Raw genomic sequence first — 20,125 nt, 5'->3', positions numbered from 1 at the left:
ACTATCACCCTTAAGCTCAAAAGGCATTTTATTATTACATCATAATAATCAGAAGCTTCAGGTAATACATAAGTTTATTTTCTTTGACAGTTTGTTAGCAGACAACCGTCCAACCCCACCAATTCCCGTTTCTACTCTTCATAATCCGGGAATATTAATGGATACCTAGGAGAAATAAAAGCGTTTTTCTCAGGATATCCACTCCCCAAGCATATCAATTCCTCTCCTGAAATTGGGCAATATTTCCAGGTAAAACCTTCTGTAAAGGTTCTATCAATATCAAACCAATAATAGATGGCTTGCTGATCTAAAATCTTATTCAACTTAATTAGTGCATCGATTATTGATAAATTAATTTGATCGTTAATATTATATATAGACTCACTATTACCATCTAACCAATCCAGGTATAACTGATTATATTGAATCTTCCACTTATCAATATCTAAATATTGGTTAAGCAGTTCATACAAAGGAGATTTCAGAGACAATGGACTCTCTGTCTTTGCGTTGAAAATTATTTCATGCTCTCCCGGGAGCCACACTATTTTAAATATTTCCTTATTTTGTTTTTTTAAATCGGCCATCTCTTAATAGTTTTTGTGCCTTTTGAGCTGCTTTATTTCCAGCATTAGCATCTTTTTGTATTTCTCTTAGTGTCTTATCACGATACTGTTCCGGAAATTCTCTATTTATACCTCCCTGTCGCTCCTTAGATATAACATCCTGAGCTGTCCGATTAAGATCTTCTGTAGGTTTAGGCTTAGGCTTGGTTTCTCTTTTATCATCTGGTGCTGTTTTATCATCTGGTGTAATGGTCCCCATTCGCTCCAACTTATCCAATGCCTCTGGCGCAACCTTGGGTTTAGATTTTTCATCAATTGCCTTACCTGGAGCTGGTAACGGAATAGCTGTTTCATCTTTAGCCGCCGGAGCAACCTCCTTCCCATGAGGACGTGCACCATCTTTCCCTACCCCTTCCGACAATAGAATAACAGTATGGGTTATGGTTGCATAGGAACGATAACCAATCCAAATAGCCTCAAAAGCCTCAAAAGCTTCAACAGCTATTGGAACTGCAACTGGACAAATCGGACATCTGCCATCAGGATCATTATATCTTACAGGATTATTGTACGAAAATTGGTAAGGAGTCAACATCTCCTGACTACCGACCTCTATCCAAGGGTCTATTTGCATAAATCGGCCAAGCTGCTGATCATAAGTCCTTGCATTGAAGTCAAACCATTCTAATCCACTATCATCACTGAACTCTTTGCTCTGTAGCTCATTTCCATTGTATTTCTTCTGATTCTCGGAAGAATTTATTCCCATCAGCGCATTTGAGCTAATCCCCGCCATCGTCAACCCAAAAGGATAATAATGTGTCTCCTCCAATACAGGACCGGTAGCATGCGTCACTACGACATCATCGAAGTATACATCCTGCGCACTTTCATTACTGGTGTACACATACAGAAAGCCACTTTTACTGATAGGCATTTTATCCTGCGTGAGCGTCTGCAACTGGTCCGGCTCTTCTTTCAGCTGCTTAACACCGCTGTTCTGTTCTACTAATTTAAACTGCTCATCAAACAATACAAAATTAAGATAGGCTTTGGGCTTATTAGGTTTCTGCTCATCAGGATTTTTATCTTTTAAACGCTGATAATCATGATTATAAAAATTGGCATTAAAAGGTGTCTGCGCTATTGGCGCAGGGCCACCGTGACTAGCCTCCCCTGTCGCATTTCCACCGAAGGCTGCAATCAGATCGGCCAGCATTGTTTCAGGGGCTGCAGTATTGTTGCTTTTATTAGCGGGAGCTCCTGATTTATAAAATGCCTTAGCACCTAACTGGATGGTATCTCCGGCCATTACACGCAACACAATAGAAGGCCCTATCTTTTTACCACCACCTTGTGCATTCAGTTTGGCAACGGCCTTGTTGTTGGCTTCACCGGAGGGATAACCAACAGGCTTAGGTGACCGGGTATCTTCCAGGTTACTGAACAGTGCTGATTCTTTGGCAGCACTTCCGCTCTCCATGGTAGCCACATAGGTGGCAGCACTGGTTTGTTCTGTAAGTACAACCCTTATATTACCCAGATGGTCTTTTTCAAAATAATCGTATACAAAAGCAACAGGAGTATTAGGCTGTACAACAGCCCGGATACGGCCTTCTTCATGGGCTATATGTTGCAGCGTATCATTCTTATATTCAAAACCTGACAGATAATCTGTGGTTGTCACCAAGGCAGGTGTAACTGTACTGTCATTTACTGTTTTACGCAACTTTATGCCAGCAGCATTATAACTGTAACGAATAGTTCCCTTATTGGGAATGCTGATACGCTCCGGTAAATTGAGATGGTTATAACTGATAGATGCGATGTTCTTATTATTATCTCTGGTCATGTTTCCGTTGAGATCATACCAGTAATCCTGACTTTCGTCTTTGGTGATTTCCTTAAAATCACCCAGCGTACTTTGTGGATTGTTGCTCTTGTCTGTAACGTAATGCAACTTGTTAGTAAGCCCATTGTAGCCGTATTTCAGGTCATCCAGATCAATCACTTCTCCGGCACTTACCCCCTTTTGTTTCATCGTCAGGATATTCCCATTCTCATCATAGGTCAGATTGTTGACCGTAAAATTGGCTTTATCCTGAGTCCAGGGAGCACCTTCGGTATTCTGCTGATTGAAGTCGGCACCAGTCAACCGGTTGGTATTATCATAGCTGTAATCGTACTTACGGCGGATCTGGTCTCCTTTACTACGCCAGCTGGTACCTGCAATATTGCCATTGTACTGTGGCTTTATATAGTTAGAGCCATCAATAACAGAGGCTGGCTGGTCATAAGCCAGTTCAAACCCGAAGTAGTTACCACCAGACACTGATTTTACATAAGAGCGGTTGGCTCCCAGTAACCAGCCACGGATATTATAGTCATACACGAGATTGTCCAGATTATCACCAAGGGTTTTGGTGGTTAGCTGCCCCAGCGTATTATATTGATTTTGTACGATCTTTTTCAACGGACCGGTATTATTCAGCTGTTTACTGATATCCAACAGACGACCGGAATGATCATAGTTCATGACAGTCAGGATACGTGTCTCCGGAGTGGCGGCACTGGCGGGATTACTGTTTCGTACATAACTGCTCAGTATTTTCCCTTCGAAATCATACAGGTTGGTAGCAACATCCTTTCCTCCTCTGTTATTTTCTGAAATGATCTGCAATGGCTGCCCTTTGTCTGTATAATAAGGGGTAGTGGTAAGCCACTGATCGGTTCCCAGCACCCGCACACGGGTACCTGTAACTAGCCCTCTTGTCATTTTACTAACGGCTGTCACCGGAACAGCAGTGGTACTGCTACCTGCCTGAGGAACACTGAAATCCTGGGGCATCGCCGGTAGAACACCTGCGTATGTGTAATCATCATAAAAAGTATAGGTCAACCTGGTCAATGCACTCTCCGCAATACCAGGGAGTGGGTTGGCGACAGTGGTCACTTGTGTACCTCCATTCAGCAAAGAGTCAATACGAAGATCTGTTTGTCCGCTCACCTGGGTATCAAAGCCATTCATCAGCGTGATACTTTTTCTTGCCTGATACAATGGCTTCCCATCAAAAGACGCCAGTTCCAGCTCCTCTGTTCCCGGAAAGGTGTAAGTAAGATCAATGTTTGTATTCACCGCATTGTCCATCTGTGCCTGTAAGGAAGTACGTGTGGCACTGGCGTCGGTATACAACGCGGTCATGACAGGGCGATTACGGGCATCGTAAAAGGTGGTCATCCATTGATGTTTATCTCTCAGGTTACCATCATTACTGAAGACCAGCCTGTCGCGGCTATCATACACCATTTCTACCACTGCAGCTCCGGGTACTTTTTTGGTGATCATCCGACCTTTGGCATCATAAGTATATACGAAACATAACTCTTCCAACACACCATTTAATGATAGTGACCAACTGGAACTGATGGCGGTCACTGCTTTGGGCGGAATTACATAACGCAGTCTGTTAAAATCATCAAACACATAATAAGTGCACAACCAGCCATTGTGGCCCGCTTCAGGGTTATCCTGCAATTGCACTTTCCTTAAAACGACTTTATTCTCGCGGTCTCTGTACTCAACCTTTTTCCTCCCCTGTCCATCTATAGTAATGGTTTTGTACAGATCTCCGGCCTGGTAGTCTGCCGCTACCGGCAAAGCATTCCCGGTAATTGTCCAATGCATTACACTTTCCTCTGGTGTGTTCTGGCTCTGGATAGTACGAACAGCATGTCCACTGGCTGGTTGCCAGCTTTGTCCGGCTGCACCCATTTCCAGCGGCCTGTTCATGGGAGAGAACTCCAGGAATCTCTGCTCGTAAGGATAAGGATCTCTGGCCACATCCTTTACCGTAGTATTAGCAGGACTGTAAAAACCGGATTGGTCTGTATAGGCGTTTTCCCGGAAACTGCCATAAGCAGTACTACCGGCATCCACATAAGGCAGGTATTTAGTCACTACACGCCCATAGATATCATAGGCCACAGGTGTTACCAGGTCCCGCTTATCGCCACTGCCCTGCACAACCACTGTTTGTACCGGACGCCCAAGTCCATCAATGTATGAAACTGACTGCTGACGATGCTCCGGTGGCAACGCATCTACCTGTGCTGCGGTGCTGACACCCGGTTTGTTTACGATTGTTTTACTGACATAATTCCTGCTTGCACTCAGCTGGGCAAATGAAATAGCCGGCAAAACAGTACCTAATGTGAGAATATATATTGGTTTATTGAAGCAGTTCATTGTGATAGTTATTGGGTTATAAAACAGGACATGGAGTACTGGAATACTCCGTATACACAGGGCCGTTACCGTTGCTGAAAACATACACGTAAGTACACTTATATTTACCGTTGGCCTCCATCAAACTGGTGAGGTAAGTCTTTACACCCCTCTCGCAAACACCATTCACCATTCTTTTATCCTCTCCTTCACAAGTACAGGTTCCTCGCGCATTCGCATAAGCCTGCGCATTATCATTTAAGTCCTTCTGAGCCAGTGCATCGGCGGCAGCCTTATCTATAGGACTGCTCCATTTTCTGGCTTCAACCAGGTAATTCACCAGACTACCAAAACCTAGTTCAGGAGGACAATCATTTTTTCTTAATATTCTTGACACCGGGGCATTATAAAAAAGACACTCACCGATACGGTTAGCATAGTTCTGCCCTTCTCTTGCAATGTCTTCCAATGCTTTATTATCAGCATCCTGCTGACTGATACCTGAAGCATACTTTCCATAGGAAACAACATACCGGTGAGTAGTAGGTTCCCCCCTTGTACAATCGTTTTTGGTAAATGACTGACTTTTTTCAGCATTATAAAACAGGGTAGCCGGTACCGTTATAGGTGACCCAGGGCCATAGTTATAGGCTACCTGCTGCCGGATATTTCCTTGTTCATCCTTCACAATGGCGAGCCTGTTCAAGCCGTCATACTCATAAGTAGTGGTGAGGTTATTGGCGGATGTCTGACTGGTCATACCTACCAACGGTTCATAAGTATAGGTAGTCATCTGTGCATCAGCCGGATAACAACGCAGTTCGTCCAGCACGGCATTAGTGCTTCTGATATTTATATTTTGTGTACCAGCTGGCAGATTGTATTCATAATAAGTCCAACCTTTCCTTAACGGACCGGAGATCACAGGACTTAGTGACTGATTGTCTTTCAGCAAGGTAATATTTCCCTGTTGCAGCCAGAAAGAAACGATCAACGGTTTAGCAGCAGGAGCAGACAGTACTCTATCAATACTTCCTCCAGTAGCCAATATCGCACTACGTTTGCCGGTATATGCATTGGTATTATCAAAAGGCACATTGGTAAACCTCCAGCCCGAATTAGCATCTCCGGATTGTTCAAAACTGCTGTATGCTACCGATGAACTACCGCTATTGGTAATTTCAGCTATAGGGTAACTATTATTGCTGTTCCAGATGTAGGAAGTGGTAATATCGTTTACTTTCTCCTGGCTGGTGATCACCCCATTTGCATAACTGTATTTCGCTAAAGGTTTATAAGCCGGGTCCATTACAAAACCATTTGCCGTAACGGCAGACTCCTGATAACTAGTCAACGGACTGCCGGTTTCCAGCCTGAAAATTTTTTCTGGCTGCAGGTTAGTATCATATTGTGTAATGATACCACCAACGATTCTTTTTTGCTGTCCATCGGGCAGCTGGCGGTACTGATAGCTCTCAATCTCAGCCCCCATTACATTTTTAGTTTTCATCCAGGAGATTCCTCCGTCATTAGGATTATTGCTGTTATAGTCAGCAACATATTTTTTCTTTGTCACCACTTCTTCACCACCGGCCGTAAACTGCTCTATTTTGGTAGGGTAGATATGCGCATTATTCTCGAAACTATTGAGCGTAGTATTCACGATATAGTTTCCAGAAAGCTGGTCATATGTTTTTGTTACCTGTTTTTCAAGTGCCTTTTTCTGAACTTTGAAGTCATAACTACTTACATACATCCGCGTTTCATATCTTCTTACTGTAGTCCACCCCGCTTGCGGGCCATCCAGTGCATCAAACCAGTCTTCGAGTACACTTCCATCCGGTTGAGTTTTTCTGCAAAACAGTACCCGGCTTGTCTGTGTTTCCAATGGTTTCGCTTGTACAGACGGGAAACTATATATAGTGGTAGTTTTATAGGTATTGGCCTGTTCAAATTGTAATTTCCCCATCGCATCATATAGCTGCATTGTATCCAGATCTCCATTGGCGATATCTTCATCGAACTCATTGGCCACCCCCATATGGTACTTGTAAACAGTTTTCCCTAATGGCTGACCTCCATACAGATTCGTCAGTGACTCTGTCACACGGCTATAACCAATATGTCCACCCTGAAAAGTGCCCAGCCCATAAATAGCATTAGCTGCAACAGTATAGCTGGTAGACTCCGACACATATGGTCCGGATATGTTTCCTCCGCCATTGTAATAATAATATCCCTTAGTCAGATACTTTGGGTAGTAGTCATCTGACTTACCACTGGTCTTTCCGTTCTCTAGCTGATACAGATAGTTTTTAACAGTAGCTTGCTGTCCGTTTGCAGCATAATCTGTCAGGGTTTTGATTCTTACCCCTCCCAGTTCCCTGATACTGCCATTTGACTTCATAGCATTATGCAACTCATATAGATAAGTTGTATACCCTCCGGTTGGATAAGTCATCTTACTGATCATTCCAAGCACAGATCCACTTAAATCGGGGTTTCTGTTTGCATCCTGTCCGATGGTAGTCTTATAGGGAGGCTTCTGAATACTTATTTCTACTGAAGGAACCAGTGAAATATTTCCTGTTTGGTAATTGTAAAAACCCCAGTGATCCAGTGCTTTATTATACTGATCCGGCATTCTGTCATAATCATTATAATAATATTCAAACTGGTAAGGCGGCGGTGATGTAACTCCTGGTTTCACGGATTTTTCCTGCACTTTATCCAATCTTAACCGTTTTTGCATATAAGTATTATTCACATTTGTGTAATACCCATGCGTCAGTTCAAATTGTTTCACCAGTTTGGGTGATGCATCACTGGCATCATAAATATCCAGTCGCTGGAGCCGCCGGCTCTCCGGCAAATACCCGTCCTCCCTGTCCATAGCGGATATAAAATCTATATAAGCGATCGTTTGACCATCTCTTGACAGCGTAGCTTTCTTCAGATACTTTCTGGTTCCTTTCACATCAGGAGGATATGAGCCATTGATAAAACCGTCCTCAGTAGGAGGATTATTTGATGAAACCGGTTTGTAACTTGAATAGGTACGGGTAACTGAAGTATTATTGTTATTTGGTAAATCAATCCGTCCTTCAGCAGTTGTGTAATATTCAAACAAGATCTTCTCATGCCCATCTGCAGAAACAATGCTGGTTAGGTACCAGCTGGAAGCGTATTTGTAACTACGAACAGTAACGGGGTCTGGCCCTTCTTCCGGTTGTCTGCTCATTGAACTTACCTCTACATCCCCGAAGGTGTAAATATTTCCCTTATCATCTACGATGGTAACATAACTTCTATCCAACGCACTCTTACAGAAAATACAGGTAGGTGATATCACCAGCATGTCTTCTTCTTTTTTAAACACAGACATGAAAGGTGTTACCAGAAACTTACCTGCATAGTTTCCGAAATTATAAAAATATAGGTCGGGGTCCATTTCTATTTCCCCCTTTCTGATCTTTTGCAGTATATCCTGCTTTTCAACAAAATCATCTGTAGACAGATCATCCACTGAATAATGTTCCTGATCATCCGGGTTGCCACGCACAGAACGGGTAATTACCCCGCCTGCATTCAACGACCAGTTCTGCCCCACCCAGGTAGGCGCCTCCTGTGGCTTAAATCCGCTGGCATTAAAACTCAGGGAAATGGGTAGCGAAAGACTATTACCCTTTAATTCATATAAGGGTATACTGATTTTAGGGGTACCTGTAAAAAGGCTGACAGGTGTATTTCCGTACTTTCCGAGTTCGGCAGCTTCCGGTGCCGGCGATATAATCTGCTTCGATTTATACTCCGATTGGGTAAGGCTAAACGTCATCGCTTTCTGAAAATCCACACCATATTGTCCATATAGGTTGCTCCAAAAGACACAGGACATGACAAGGGATAGTGTCAAAAAATACTTCATGGTATAATCTATTGTACTAAAAACAGGTTGAAGATCACACAGGTCAGGATATTAAGTAGTCTAACAAACAATTTTTTCAATAACACTCACAGGTACAGAATAACAAAACCGGGTTAATCCAATATTTAAACTTAAAACTACTTTTCCGGATTTCAAAATAAGATGTACATGATAAAATTATCTTATGCTCAAACACCGTACAGGCGTTCTGGTTACAGGAATATAAAAGGCGTTAAAAAAACTTATATACTTATCTTGATGATATGGTTTTTTATTTTTCAGGTAGATAATCTATCAACTAATATTTCATCCAGAATATCTAAATAGAAGAAGCCATCTCTTGTTTTGAGACGGCTTCTTCATATTTAACTGGGTCCATTTTAGTAAGCCCCTTTTGTTTATAATTATCATTTGCAATTAAATCCATCGCTTCGGGATTACTTAGTTCTATCTGAATTAGTTTGTAAGGTATTTCGAAATCAGCCGGCAATTTACCATCCTAATGATATAGGTAACGATCTAGTTACAGGTGGAATATGCATCAGCACACTGTGATTCAGGGGGTAACCAACCAATATATTTCTTACCTTTCTGTAAAAGCGAAATCTTTACCCATTTAGACTTACATGCAGATACTGCTACTAATCGATTAGTCCAATCCGGAATTATTTTTTTCTTTGATTTCTTATCTGGTTCATCATAAATAGCAATATTCCCACCATAAGATGCCAGGTAAGTGCCTATTACATCAGATTTTTTCACCCATCCTTTTGCTATATTACCAGCAATGGAATACATTGCTAAAACATTGAACAGACTATCACTATCCTCCAGCACTTGAAAAACTATAAAATCTTCATCCTTGAAATTTTGTTTGAGATACTTTGTAAGATTACCTTTCTTATCATATAAACCGACTTTTCCTTTAAAATCCGGATTCATAAGAACATAGCAATCACAACTATCGCGTTTTTGAGCTTTCAAAGGAAAAAATAAAAGCTGAAAACAGCAAAACAGATATATAACTTGTTCGATTTTCATTTTAATCTTCTTTTATAATATATCTAATGTTGTACATAGTTTTTATTAGCCAATTATTTTTTCGTTAGCATCTAAATCCGTACTGAATTTTGTATCCGAAATACTACGGACCTGTGCCATACAGCAGACGGCCCCGATTTTCCGAAAGGAGGTTATTTATTGCTGAATTAAAAAATCGCCTCTTAACTTGAATTTCAGCTTGTTCAAGACAATATAATTGTCAATGATGGCATCAGTTAATATTGTAAGTAGTACTTTTTTTGTACCCTTTTTAACTACAATCCATTTTGATGACATACCATTTTCAAAAACAATTTTCACTCTATTTATTCTGTCAAACGAGCCATTGTATCTTCCTATCATTGGAAGGCATTTTATTGAGTCATTATTAATCAACACAAATGCCTCGGTTAGAAGTTCATTCTTAACATTTTTCACAACAGCAATATCAAAACTATCAATGAACCTTCCACTCTCGTCATAACTTATTTTGGCAGCGATATTATCCATTTGAAGTGCACTTTCCAATATTAACACATCTTTGAACATTCTCCATTTACCTTCACTTACTCCATGAGTAGCACAAGTATTCACACTATAATAATAAGTATTGTTCTTTTTTAGTATTAATCTAACAACACCATAACTATTTTTAGCGGAGTAGCTAAATTTTAGAAACACACCATTCTGCGTTTCATTTTTAGTAAGTATCTCCTTATTCAGTATTTGACAATCTCCTTGTATTGACAACAAAATAATAATTGTAGCTACCCAAAACGCTCTCATATAACTCATTTATTATTAAGTAATTGCCCTGTAATAAATACGGCGCGGACTATTATCCAAAAGATACTTTCATCATAGATAGAAATTTTCAAACTATCTAATCTGAAGGAAATGCAACACGGAGATACTTATAATTCAACACCAGATAACCTATCAAAAATAAAAGTGACATAGGCTGAACAGTAGGGGCATTTATCTGCTTCGTTCCAAACTTTACAAAAAAGTCATACGACACTATCTCCGGGAAAAACGCCAGCATATTAAATGTGGCCAGGAACAAAATCAAACCTGTAAACAAAATTGTGTACCTGTAACTAAACAGGAATAAAATAAGGTTAATACCAACCAGCACTAAAGCTAGCTGATGTTTTATCGTTGCAAAATATGCTGCTGTTAAGATGTTTATCCATGTAAAAGCAAGAATAATACATAGTACGGCCAGCGGAACGAATCTGAGTAGTTTTAATTTCATAGTTATAGCAATAATATTGTAATCTACAGGGAAATAACGAACTGGATTTATTGGCTTCATATCTCAACCTCTTCCTTTACAAGGGTCTGAATTCTTTTATATAACGCTATTATCTCTTTGCCCTTTTTTTGATCAGCATCCTTCGCCGGCTGCTCATGCCGAAACCATTGCACAATACTATCGCCCTGCAAGGTTATTTGATCAACAAGCATGCTATCGATCTTTGCATCCGAAGATATGTAAATAGGCGCTGCATATAAATATGTGGTATCAGTATAAAAAACCGGCAACCTATTCTTCAGATAAAAAACATGATTGCTTTTACCTGTTTCGCCATAAAATGTAGCTTCAATTTTCAGAGTATCCTTCCCTGATAAATACAACGCAACTTCTCCTCCCTCCGTAGAACCTTCAACATCTTTGCTTATTCGCTTTAAAGATGAGAGGTTGCGATCAATACTATCCTTATAACTGGAAATGTGATGATAATCACTGACAGACGGAGGACCACAACTGATGATTAGTAATGCAATGATGAATAATAGTCTGAACATTATTTTTTTAAGTTGATACAGATAAGATAGTGATTTTATCATTTATTCTGGTGTACATCTGATTAATCAAACCACCAATCAATTCCTTATCTCCCTTTATCTGCAAACTACACTGCACTTTCCACAAGAAATAATCCGCCAACTCATCCAGCAGGTCTATGATAGCAGGATTGTCCAGCAGTTGTATCAGGTATTCATCATCTGCCTGCAAAGCGTAATCTATCAAAATATTCTTCGTATTCAATGGTAGTACTCAGATCGCTGATTGTTAATGCCAGCACAAGCTGTCGCTGATTGTTCACCAGCAGTTTATCCTTATCATGATCTGTTAAGTCAGCACCCGAAACAGTATAATAAATACGGCCCTTTAATATTATCTGTAGCAGGTATTTTTGGTACTTCTCCGAAGCGGCTTGAATATTGTGAGGCATAAGTACTGAGATTATGTAAGTTCATTTATGATATGTGCTAAATAATTAAACGGCCCTTCCTGCTCCCATTTTCCGTCACTGATAAACTTTTTTGTAGCTGTGAGAAATTCATCTCTGTATGCCCAACGGGAAATATTGTTTTTGTTCAATGTTAAGAAGTTAAACCGATGCAGGTCTTCAAGAGGATCAGATGTCAGCAGGCCAATAACGAGAATATTACGGGGATCAGTAATTATTTTACCATCCACCAGACATACAGATGCAGGAGAAGGACGATGTTCATCCACCTGATTCCTGACAGATAAAGCCATTCCGCATAGCGGATGTTTCTGCAAACAATCAACATGCACGGCGGCATCGCTGAATATATAAAGGGCTTCTTTTGCGTTACCGCTCAATGGAGGGAACATCGTATATGCGTTACGTTTATCCAGTATTTCCTCACATAACGGGCAGGTACTTAAGCCCTGAAATACAATCGCCATTTGAAATTTATTGACCTCAATATAAACAAAAAGCCCTTCGCTGTATGCGAAGGGCTCTATTATACCGATCTTGATAAAGTAATTAACTATTCAACAGCTGCTGAATCGCCTTATCTACAGCTTCAAAAGGAAACCCTTTAATCACCTGGTCCATCTGGGCAGCGATCTGCGCGGTGCAGAGGTTGCCGATACTACCGGCATGGGTATGGTTCACTTCTTTTGATGGTGCAAAGGTACCGTGTTCGATATCCATGCCTACCTGTTTGTATGCTTCTCGGAAAGGAGTACCCTGGAGAACCAGGTTGTTCACCACTTCTACGCTGAACAGGTATTGGTATTTTTCATCATCGAGGATATTCTCTTTGATGCGGATGTTTTCCAGCATGAGGCGGCTCATGTCTATGCAGTCGCGCAGTGTATGGAAGGCGGGGAACAGGTTCTCTTTCAACAGCTGCAGGTCGCGGTGGTAGCCGGAAGGCAGGTTGGTGATCATCATGGCGATTTCATTGGGCAGTGCCTGTATTTTATTGCCATGAGAGCGGATCAGTTCCCATACGTCCGGGTTCTTTTTATGCGGCATGATGCTGGAGCCGGTAGTCAGTTCATCCGGGAAACTGATGAAGCCGAAGTTCTGGTTCATGAACAAGCAGGCGTCCATGGCCATTTTGGCGATGGTGGCAGCGATACCGGCCAGTGCAAAGGCAACGATCTTTTCCGTTTTACCGCGGCCCATCTGAGCGTATACAACGTTGTAGTTGAGTGACTCGAAACCGAGCAGACGGGTGGTCATCTCACGGTCAAGGGGGAACGAAGAACCATAACCGGCAGCAGAGCCCAGCGGGTTTTTATTCACCACCCGGTAAGCGCCCTGCAACATGGTGAGGTCGTCTACCAGGCTTTCTGCATAAGCGCCAAACCACAGCCCGAAAGAGGAAGGCATAGCGATCTGCAGATGAGTATAACCAGGGATCAGGTGTTTTTTATATTGTTCGCTTTTCTGTTGCAACAGATCAAACAACGCTTTCACGGAGCTGACCATTACCTCCAGTTCGTGACGCAGGAAGAGTTTCAGGTCCACTAAAACCTGATCATTGCGGGAGCGGCCACTATGAATTTTCTTGCCTACTTCGCCCAAACGACGGGTGAGCAGCAGTTCCACCTGAGAGTGAATATCTTCTACGCCGTCTTCCAGCACGAAGTTACCGTCCTGTATATCTTTGTATATGTTTTTCAGTTCCTGCTTTAATACAGTCAGCTCTTCTGCTTCCAGCAGGCCGATGCTTTGCAGCATGGTGATGTGGGCCATAGAGCCCAGCACGTCAAACGGTGCCAGGAAAGCATCCATTTCACGATCTTTTCCTACCGTGAATTTCTCAACAGCATCCAGGGATGCTTTATCTTTTTGCCACAGTTTCATAAAATTATTTTTACTCGCAAAGGTTTTATGTCTTTGCGTGATTAACTACTGTATCATTTCAAGCAACTGTATATAACTACCGATACCCTCACGGATCTCTTCCAGGTAGATATATTCATTTGCCGTGTGTGAACGGGCAGAATCGCCAGGGCCCATTTTCACGGAGGTGGCGGGTATCAGCGCCTGGTCTGAAGTGGTAGGAGAACCATAGCAGGTTTTTCCTACGGAGATGCCTGCCTGAACAAACGGATGGTCCATCGGAATGAAGGAAGGACGCATACGCATGGAACGTGGTTTTACTTCGCAGCTCACGTTAGCCTGGATGATCTCCAGCAGTTCTTCCAGTGTGTACTGGTCGGTAGCGCGCACGTCTACTACAAAGCTGCAGTCTGCCGGTACTACGTTGTGTGCTTTATTGGATGTCTGTATCACGGTAACGCTCATCTTTACCGGACCCAGGGTGTCAGACACTTTAGGGTAACGGTAATCGCGGAACCAGTTGAGATCAGGCAATGCCTTGTACAGTGCGTTCTCACCTTCTTCTCTGGCAGCGTGGCCTGCTTTACCATAGCTGGTGCAGTCCAGCACCATCAGCCCTTTTTCTGCGATGGCCAGTTGAGTCTGGGTTGGCTCACCTACGATCGCAAAATCAATGGCCGGTAGTTGGGAGAGGATGCTCTCAACACCGTTGGCGCCGCTGATTTCCTCTTCAGCAGTGGCCGAGAGGATGATGTTGTATGTCAGGTCAGTACGATGATAAAAATGTAGGAAAGAGGCAATGAGGCTGACGAGGCAACCGCCGGCATCATTGCTGCCGAGGCCAAAGAGTTTGCCGTCTTCCACATCCGGACTGAAAGGGTCGCGGGTATATTGTGGATTGGGCTTTACAGTATCGTGATGGGAGTTGAGGAGTATGTTGCGTTTGGCCGGATCGAAGTGTTTGTTGTAGGCCCATATATTGTTGAGATGCCGTTCATGCGGTATCTCCATGGCGGTCAGGAAGTCACTGATCATTTGTGCGGTGCCGTCTTCCTCCCGGCTGATGGAAGGCGTGGCGATGAGCTGTTTCAACAGCGCCACTGCCACGTCGTATAGTTTTTCGTTCCACATAGATTAGCATATTAAGGTGCCTGCCACCGTATCGGTTGTGTTGCTCAGCACGTCGTCTGCGTGTCCTATCAGCACTTCTTTCACACCATTTTCGATGGCGGAGAAGGCGTTTTGCAACTTGGGCAGTATGCCGTCTGTGAGTATTTTTTCTTCCAGCAGTTGCTGATAAATTTCTTTGTTGATGAGATGGATCACTGCATTATCATCAGAAGGATCGCGTAATACACCTTTCTTTTCGAAGCAGTAGATCAGTCTTACCTGATAGCTGGCAGACAATGCAATAGCCAGAGAGGCGGCAATAGTATCTGCATTAGTGTTGAGTATCTGCCCTTTGCCATCATGGGTGAGTGGTGCAAACACCGGCGTAACGCCTGCTTCCAGCAACGCTTTCAGCGGAGCGACCTGCAGCATTTCCGGTTTTACATCACCTACAAAACCATAGTCGATTTCCTTTACAGGCCTTTTGGTGGCAGGGATGATATTGGCATCAGCGCCGGTGAGGCCGATGGCATTACAGTGGGAGGCCTGCAGTTTGGCTACCAGCTGCTTGTTTACCAGACCTCCGTATACCATCGTTACTACATCGATAGTGGCCGCATCTGTGATACGTCTGCCATCTACATAATTAGACTGTATACCCAGCTGATCGCCGATACGGGTGGCGATTTTACCGCCACCATGTATCAGTATCTTTTTACCGGGTATTGCTGCAAACTTTTCCAGGAAAGCCTGCAACAATACCGGATTGTCGATAACGTTTCCGCCTACTTTTATAATAAACAGATCAATCATATTATCCTTTCAATATTTCACTCAATACTGCCTGGGCAGCCCATACGCGGTTGCCGGCTTCCTGTATCACGATGGAGTTAGGTCCGTCCAGTACTTCGTCTGCAATCACCACATTCCTTCTTACAGGCAGGCAGTGCATTACCTTGGCAGCATTGGTATTTTTAAGTTTATCGTTGGTCACCATCCAATTGCTGTCTGTGCAGGTGATCTTACCGTAATCACTATACGAAGACCAGTTCTTCACATATACGAAGTCAGCATCTTCCAGTGCTTTATCCTGGTTGTATTCGATACGGGCGTTACCGGAGAATTTTTCATCCAGCTCATATCCTTCCGGATGAGTGATCACAAAATCTGTTTCACCCCAGGCATTCATCCACTGGGCGAAAGAGTTGGGAACCGCCTGTGGCAATGCTTTCACATGCGGAGCCCAGGTCATCACCACTTTAGGTTTGCGGGCCTGCTGCCAGTTTTCGCGGATGGTGATCACATCGGTAAGGCTCTGCAAAGGATGCAGGGTGGCACTTTCCAGGCTCACTACCGGTACGCCGGCATATTTAATGAACTGATTGATATATTTCTCGGTATAATCTTCTTCTTTATTTTTCAACCCAGGGAAAGTACGGATGGCCAGAATGTCAAAATACTGTCCCATAACAGCCGCAGCTTCTTTAACGTGCTCGGTGGTATTGCCATTCATCACTACGCCATCATTCATTTCCAGCGCCCATCCTTCCTTGTCGATGTTAAACACTACAGCATCCATACCCAGGTTTTTAGCAGCTACCTGTGTACTTAATCGTGTTCGCAAACTGGGATTCAGGAAAATCATTCCTAACGTTTTGTTCTTTCCTAATTCCTTATCCCTGAAAGGATCTTTCTTGTAGTTCATGGCAATGTCCACCAAACGCGGGACACTGGGAACATCTGCTGTTGAAATAAATTGCTTCATTATTGCTATTTGACTTCTTTTCTAAACGCTTCCAAAAACTGATCTGCATGTGCCTGGGTCAGTGCCAGAGATGGCAGCAACCTGATTACGTTGGGTTTCGCCTCACCGGTGAAGATTTTGTGTACGCCCAGCAGGTTTTTCCTTACATGAGCCAGCTCTTCCGGCATCTCAATGCCGATCATGAGCCCACGACCTCTCACTTCTTTTACCTGAGAGAATTTTTTCAGTTCTGTCATCAGGTAGTTGCCTACGGCAGCAGCGTTGTCGATCAGCTTTTCGCTTTCGATCACTTCCAGCACCGCCAGTGCTGCTGCACAAGCCAGGTGGTTACCGCCAAAGGTGGTGCCCAGCATGCCGTATACCGGTTTGAATTTAGGGGAGATGATAATGCCACCTATCGGGAAACCATTGCCCATACCTTTTGCCATAGAATAGATGTCAGCATCTACACCCGCAAAATCATGGGAGAAAAATTTACCGCTCCTGCCATAACCGCATTGCACGGAATCCGCGATAAACACAGCGTTATGTGCATCGCACAAAGTCCGGATCTTACGGAGGAAGGATTCGCTGGCCACATTGATGCCACCTACTCCCTGTATACCCTCTATAATAACAGAAGATACCTCATGTTGTTTGAAAGCTTCTTCCAGCGCGGCTTCGTCGGCCCATGGCAGAAACACTATGTTTTCGGTTTCATTCACCGGCGCTACGATCTTCGGATTGTCGGTAGCTGCTACCGCCAGGGAAGTTCTGCCGTGGAAGGATTTGCGGAAAGCGATTACTTTCTTTTTACCATTATAGAAAGAAGCCAGCTTCAGTGCGTTTTCATTGGCTTCCGCACCGGAGTTGCACAAAAACAGCTGATAGTCTGTTTTACCGGAAACCTTGCCCAGGAGAGCTGCCAGCTCTTCCTGCAAAGGCATCTTCACGGAGTTGGAATAGAAGCCTACTTTATGCAGCTGGTCGGTCAAACGTTTTACATAATGCGGATGGGTATGACCAATAGAGATCACGGCATGGCCGCCGTACAGATCCAGGTATTCATTGCCTTTATCGTCCCATACATTGGAACCGGCAGCTTTATCTATGATGATGTCGTTTACGGGATAAACGTCGAAAAGTTTCATGATGTGATGTAAAATTGAAAATGATCAAAACGGTTAAAACACGATGGACTTCAGTTTAAGTCCGGCCGTTTCATCCAGTCCGCACATGATGTTCATATTCTGCACAGCCTGACCGGAAGCGCCTTTCAGCAGATTGTCCTCGATAGAGTGGATCACCAGTTTGTTGCCCACTTTCTCCAGTTGTATCAACACCTTGTTGGTATTGACTACCTGCTTCAGGTCTATCTGTTTTTCGCTGACATGCGTAAAAGGATGACCGGCGTAGAAGTCTTTATACAGCTGTACTGCTGCTTCCAGCGTCAGGTCGCTTTGCAGGTAAGACGTTACCCAGATACCTCTGGGGAAATCGCCGCGTACCGGAACAAAGTTCACTTCCTCTGCGAAGCCAGGCTGCAGCTGCTGCAGGCTTCGTCGGATTTCCTTCAGGTGCTGGTGGTTGAGTACTTTATAGGTAGACATGTTGTTGGCTCTCCAGGTAAAATGGGAAGTAGCCTGCAGACTCTGGCCGGCGCCGGTGGAACCGGTGATGCCGGTGGTATGTACTTCTTTCAGCAGACCTGCTTTGGCCAGCGGCAGAATGCCCAACTGGATAGCAGTAGCAAAACAACCTGGATTGGCGATATTGCTGGCCGTTTTGATTTTCTCCCGCTGCAGCTCCGGCAGTCCGTATACGAACTCCCTTTCTCCAACGCTTTCGCCTAAACGAAAATCCTGGCTCAGATCAATTATTTTCACATGCGGAGCCACTGGCGTTGCTTCCAGGAATTTCCTGGATTCACCATGCCCCAGACACAGGAACATCACATCAATATCATTGCTCAGTTCAGCGGTGAAAGACCGCTCAGTTTCACCCAATAGGTCGGCATGTACTGCATACAAAGGATTGCCTGCGTTACTACGGCTGTGCACAAACGAAATAGACACATCCGGATGGTTTAATAAAAGCCGGATCATCTCACCGCCCGTATAGCCAGCCCCTCCAACGATTCCTGCCCTTATCTTTTTATCATTTGCCATGTCGTGAATACTTGTTTAGATAGATTGTTTAACCTGATGCCAGATCATAGTCTGGTTACCGAAGATTTTGCTGAAGCCTCTTACATCATCACCGCTCCAGCCGCTGTTCATCTCACCGTATTTACCAAACTTGCTGCTCATCAGATCGTATGGAGATTGGATACCGGTAACCTGGAAGCGGTAAGGCATCAGGGTTACAAATACTTCACCGGAAACGTTTTCCTGAGTATGTTGCAGGAAAGCTTCGATGTCACGCATTACAGGGTCCATAATCTGACCTTCGTGCATCCAGTTACCGTAAAACTGTGCCAGCTGGTCTTTCCAGGTCAGCTGCCATTTGGTGAGCACATGTTTTTCGAGGGCGTGGTGTGCTTTGATGATCACCATCGGAGCAGCGGCTTCAAAGCCTACACGGCCTTTGATACCGATGATGGTATCGCCAACGTGAATATCACGGCCGATGGCAAACGGACCGGCAATCGTTTGTAAATATTGAATCGCTTCTGTAGGATGTGAGAATTTTTGGTCATTGATACCAATCAGTTCACCTTTTTCAAAAGTCAGTTTTACCTGTTCTTCTCCTTGTTTGGTCAACTGTGTAGGCCAGGCTTCTTCCGGCAGCATACCGTTGGAGGTCAGTGTTTCCTTACCACCTACGGAAGTGCCCCACAGGCCTTTGTTGATAGAGTACATGGCCTTTTCGAAGTTCACTTCTACACCTTTGGAACGCAGGTAAGTAATCTCTTCTTCACGGCTCAGTTTCATATCACGGATAGGCGTGATGATCTCCACATTCGGGATCATAATATGGAACACCATGTCAAAACGAACCTGGTCATTACCGGCACCAGTGCTGCCGTGTGCTACAGCATCTGCACCCACTTCCTTTACATATTCCGCGATGGCAAGTGCCTGGCTCATACGCTCAGCACTTACACTCAACGGATAGGTATTATTTTTCAGTACGTTACCGAAGATCAGGTATTTAATAACGCCATCGTAGTAGGATCGGACCGCATTAACAGTCTTGTGACTCTTAACGCCCAGGTTATAAGCGCGTTTCTCAATTTCCTGCAGTTCTTCATCCGAAAAACCACCTGTGTTTACAATCACCGAATGCACCTCATATCCTTTTTCGTTGGTCAGATATTTAACGCAATAGGAAGTATCAAGTCCTCCGCTGAATCCCAGTACTACTTTTTTCATTTTACGACATCATTTT

The 20,125-nt window shown here is 43.6% G+C and carries 16 protein-coding genes; all 16 read right to left on the bottom strand.

Translation table 11 applies throughout. The features are described from left to right. Positions 1-131: 131 nt before the first annotated feature. The 16 genes from KD145_RS26000 to argG all read right to left on the bottom strand — a co-directional run bounded on the left by KD145_RS26000 (position 132) and on the right by argG (position 20,109). Positions 132-587 (bottom strand): hypothetical protein, encoded by a 456-nt coding sequence (locus tag KD145_RS26000; RefSeq protein WP_212002739.1) that lies wholly within the window; start codon positions 585-587, stop codon positions 132-134. Continuing rightward, positions 562-4,812, bottom strand: coding sequence for a DUF6443 domain-containing protein (locus KD145_RS25995; protein WP_212002738.1), 4,251 nt, complete (start codon positions 4,810-4,812; stop codon positions 562-564). The genes KD145_RS26000 and KD145_RS25995 overlap by 26 nt, the downstream gene beginning before the upstream one ends. Before the next feature lie 16 nt (positions 4,813-4,828). After that, the gene (locus tag KD145_RS25990; RefSeq protein WP_212002737.1) at positions 4,829-8,716 is read right to left on the bottom strand and encodes a DUF5977 domain-containing protein; all 3,888 of its coding nucleotides are present in this window, start codon (positions 8,714-8,716) and stop codon (positions 4,829-4,831) included. Between the two features lie 519 nt (positions 8,717-9,235). Then, a complete protein-coding gene (locus tag KD145_RS25985) occupies positions 9,236-9,757 on the bottom strand; it encodes a hypothetical protein (protein ID WP_212002736.1) in 522 nt (173 codons plus the stop codon). A 156-nt stretch (positions 9,758-9,913) separates the two neighbouring features. After that, complete coding sequence (locus tag KD145_RS25980; RefSeq protein WP_212002735.1) at positions 9,914-10,543, bottom strand: hypothetical protein; 630 nt, start codon at positions 10,541-10,543, stop codon at positions 9,914-9,916. A gap of 528 nt (positions 10,544-11,071) precedes the next feature. After that, the gene (locus tag KD145_RS25975) at positions 11,072-11,569 is read right to left on the bottom strand and encodes a hypothetical protein (RefSeq protein WP_212002734.1); all 498 of its coding nucleotides are present in this window, start codon (positions 11,567-11,569) and stop codon (positions 11,072-11,074) included. A 7-nt stretch (positions 11,570-11,576) separates the two neighbouring features. Beyond that, entirely contained in the window at positions 11,577-11,795 is a 219-nt protein-coding gene (locus tag KD145_RS25970) for a hypothetical protein (protein WP_212002733.1), read from the bottom strand. Continuing rightward, positions 11,767-12,000 carry a hypothetical protein gene (locus KD145_RS25965; RefSeq protein WP_212002732.1) on the bottom strand — a complete coding sequence of 78 codons (234 nt, stop codon included), beginning with the start codon at positions 11,998-12,000 and terminating at the stop codon, positions 11,767-11,769. Before KD145_RS25965 ends, KD145_RS25970 begins: the two co-directional genes overlap by 29 nt. 11 nt (positions 12,001-12,011) lie before the next feature. Then, complete coding sequence (locus tag KD145_RS25960; RefSeq protein WP_212002731.1) at positions 12,012-12,485, bottom strand: hypothetical protein; 474 nt, start codon at positions 12,483-12,485, stop codon at positions 12,012-12,014. 82 nt (positions 12,486-12,567) lie between these two features. Next, complete coding sequence (argH, locus tag KD145_RS25955; RefSeq protein ID WP_212002730.1) at positions 12,568-13,902, bottom strand: argininosuccinate lyase; 1,335 nt, start codon at positions 13,900-13,902, stop codon at positions 12,568-12,570. 45 nt (positions 13,903-13,947) lie between these two features. Next, the gene (locus KD145_RS25950) at positions 13,948-15,012 is read right to left on the bottom strand and encodes a M20 family metallo-hydrolase (protein WP_212002729.1); all 1,065 of its coding nucleotides are present in this window, start codon (positions 15,010-15,012) and stop codon (positions 13,948-13,950) included. A 3-nt stretch (positions 15,013-15,015) separates the two neighbouring features. Then, positions 15,016-15,804, bottom strand: coding sequence for an acetylglutamate kinase (argB, locus tag KD145_RS25945; protein ID WP_212002728.1), 789 nt, complete (start codon positions 15,802-15,804; stop codon positions 15,016-15,018). A 1-nt stretch (position 15,805) separates the two neighbouring features. Then, on the bottom strand, positions 15,806-16,756 hold the full coding sequence (locus tag KD145_RS25940; protein WP_212002727.1) for an N-acetylornithine carbamoyltransferase: 951 nt from the start codon (positions 16,754-16,756) through the stop codon (positions 15,806-15,808). A 5-nt stretch (positions 16,757-16,761) separates the two neighbouring features. Next, the gene (locus KD145_RS25935; RefSeq protein ID WP_212002726.1) at positions 16,762-17,886 is read right to left on the bottom strand and encodes an aspartate aminotransferase family protein; all 1,125 of its coding nucleotides are present in this window, start codon (positions 17,884-17,886) and stop codon (positions 16,762-16,764) included. Positions 17,887-17,919: 33 nt separating this feature from the next. Next, entirely contained in the window at positions 17,920-18,903 is a 984-nt protein-coding gene (argC, locus tag KD145_RS25930; RefSeq protein WP_212002725.1) for an N-acetyl-gamma-glutamyl-phosphate reductase, read from the bottom strand. 15 nt (positions 18,904-18,918) lie between these two features. Next, positions 18,919-20,109, bottom strand: coding sequence for an argininosuccinate synthase (gene argG, locus KD145_RS25925; protein ID WP_212002724.1), 1,191 nt, complete (start codon positions 20,107-20,109; stop codon positions 18,919-18,921). Positions 20,110-20,125: the final 16 nt, after the last annotated feature.

The sequence above is a fragment of the Chitinophaga sp. HK235 genome (assembly GCF_018255755.1).
Taxonomy (GTDB): Bacteria; Bacteroidota; Bacteroidia; order Chitinophagales; family Chitinophagaceae; genus Chitinophaga.
Note: the sequence above shows the minus strand (reverse complement) of the source record. Positions and strands in the feature narration are given on the sequence as shown.

Coding starts and splice junctions, on each gene's coding strand:
- KD145_RS25935 (WP_212002726.1), bottom strand. CDS start 17,886: ATGAAACTTTTCGACGTTTATCCCGTAAACGACATCATCATAGATAAA.
- KD145_RS25950 (WP_212002729.1), bottom strand. CDS start 15,012: ATGTGGAACGAAAAACTATACGACGTGGCAGTGGCGCTGTTGAAACAG.
- KD145_RS25985 (WP_212002736.1), bottom strand. CDS start 9,757: ATGAAAATCGAACAAGTTATATATCTGTTTTGCTGTTTTCAGCTTTTA.
- KD145_RS25975 (WP_212002734.1), bottom strand. CDS start 11,569: ATGTTCAGACTATTATTCATCATTGCATTACTAATCATCAGTTGTGGT.
- KD145_RS25990 (WP_212002737.1), bottom strand. CDS start 8,716: ATGAAGTATTTTTTGACACTATCCCTTGTCATGTCCTGTGTCTTTTGG.
- KD145_RS26000 (WP_212002739.1), bottom strand. CDS start 587: ATGGCCGATTTAAAAAAACAAAATAAGGAAATATTTAAAATAGTGTGG.
- argC (WP_212002725.1), bottom strand. CDS start 18,903: ATGGCAAATGATAAAAAGATAAGGGCAGGAATCGTTGGAGGGGCTGGC.
- KD145_RS25960 (WP_212002731.1), bottom strand. CDS start 12,485: ATGGCGATTGTATTTCAGGGCTTAAGTACCTGCCCGTTATGTGAGGAA.
- argG (WP_212002724.1), bottom strand. CDS start 20,109: ATGAAAAAAGTAGTACTGGGATTCAGCGGAGGACTTGATACTTCCTAT.
- KD145_RS25940 (WP_212002727.1), bottom strand. CDS start 16,756: ATGAAGCAATTTATTTCAACAGCAGATGTTCCCAGTGTCCCGCGTTTG.
- KD145_RS25965 (WP_212002732.1), bottom strand. CDS start 12,000: ATGCCTCACAATATTCAAGCCGCTTCGGAGAAGTACCAAAAATACCTG.
- argH (WP_212002730.1), bottom strand. CDS start 13,902: ATGAAACTGTGGCAAAAAGATAAAGCATCCCTGGATGCTGTTGAGAAA.
- argB (WP_212002728.1), bottom strand. CDS start 15,804: ATGATTGATCTGTTTATTATAAAAGTAGGCGGAAACGTTATCGACAAT.
- KD145_RS25995 (WP_212002738.1), bottom strand. CDS start 4,812: ATGAACTGCTTCAATAAACCAATATATATTCTCACATTAGGTACTGTT.
- KD145_RS25980 (WP_212002735.1), bottom strand. CDS start 10,543: ATGAGAGCGTTTTGGGTAGCTACAATTATTATTTTGTTGTCAATACAA.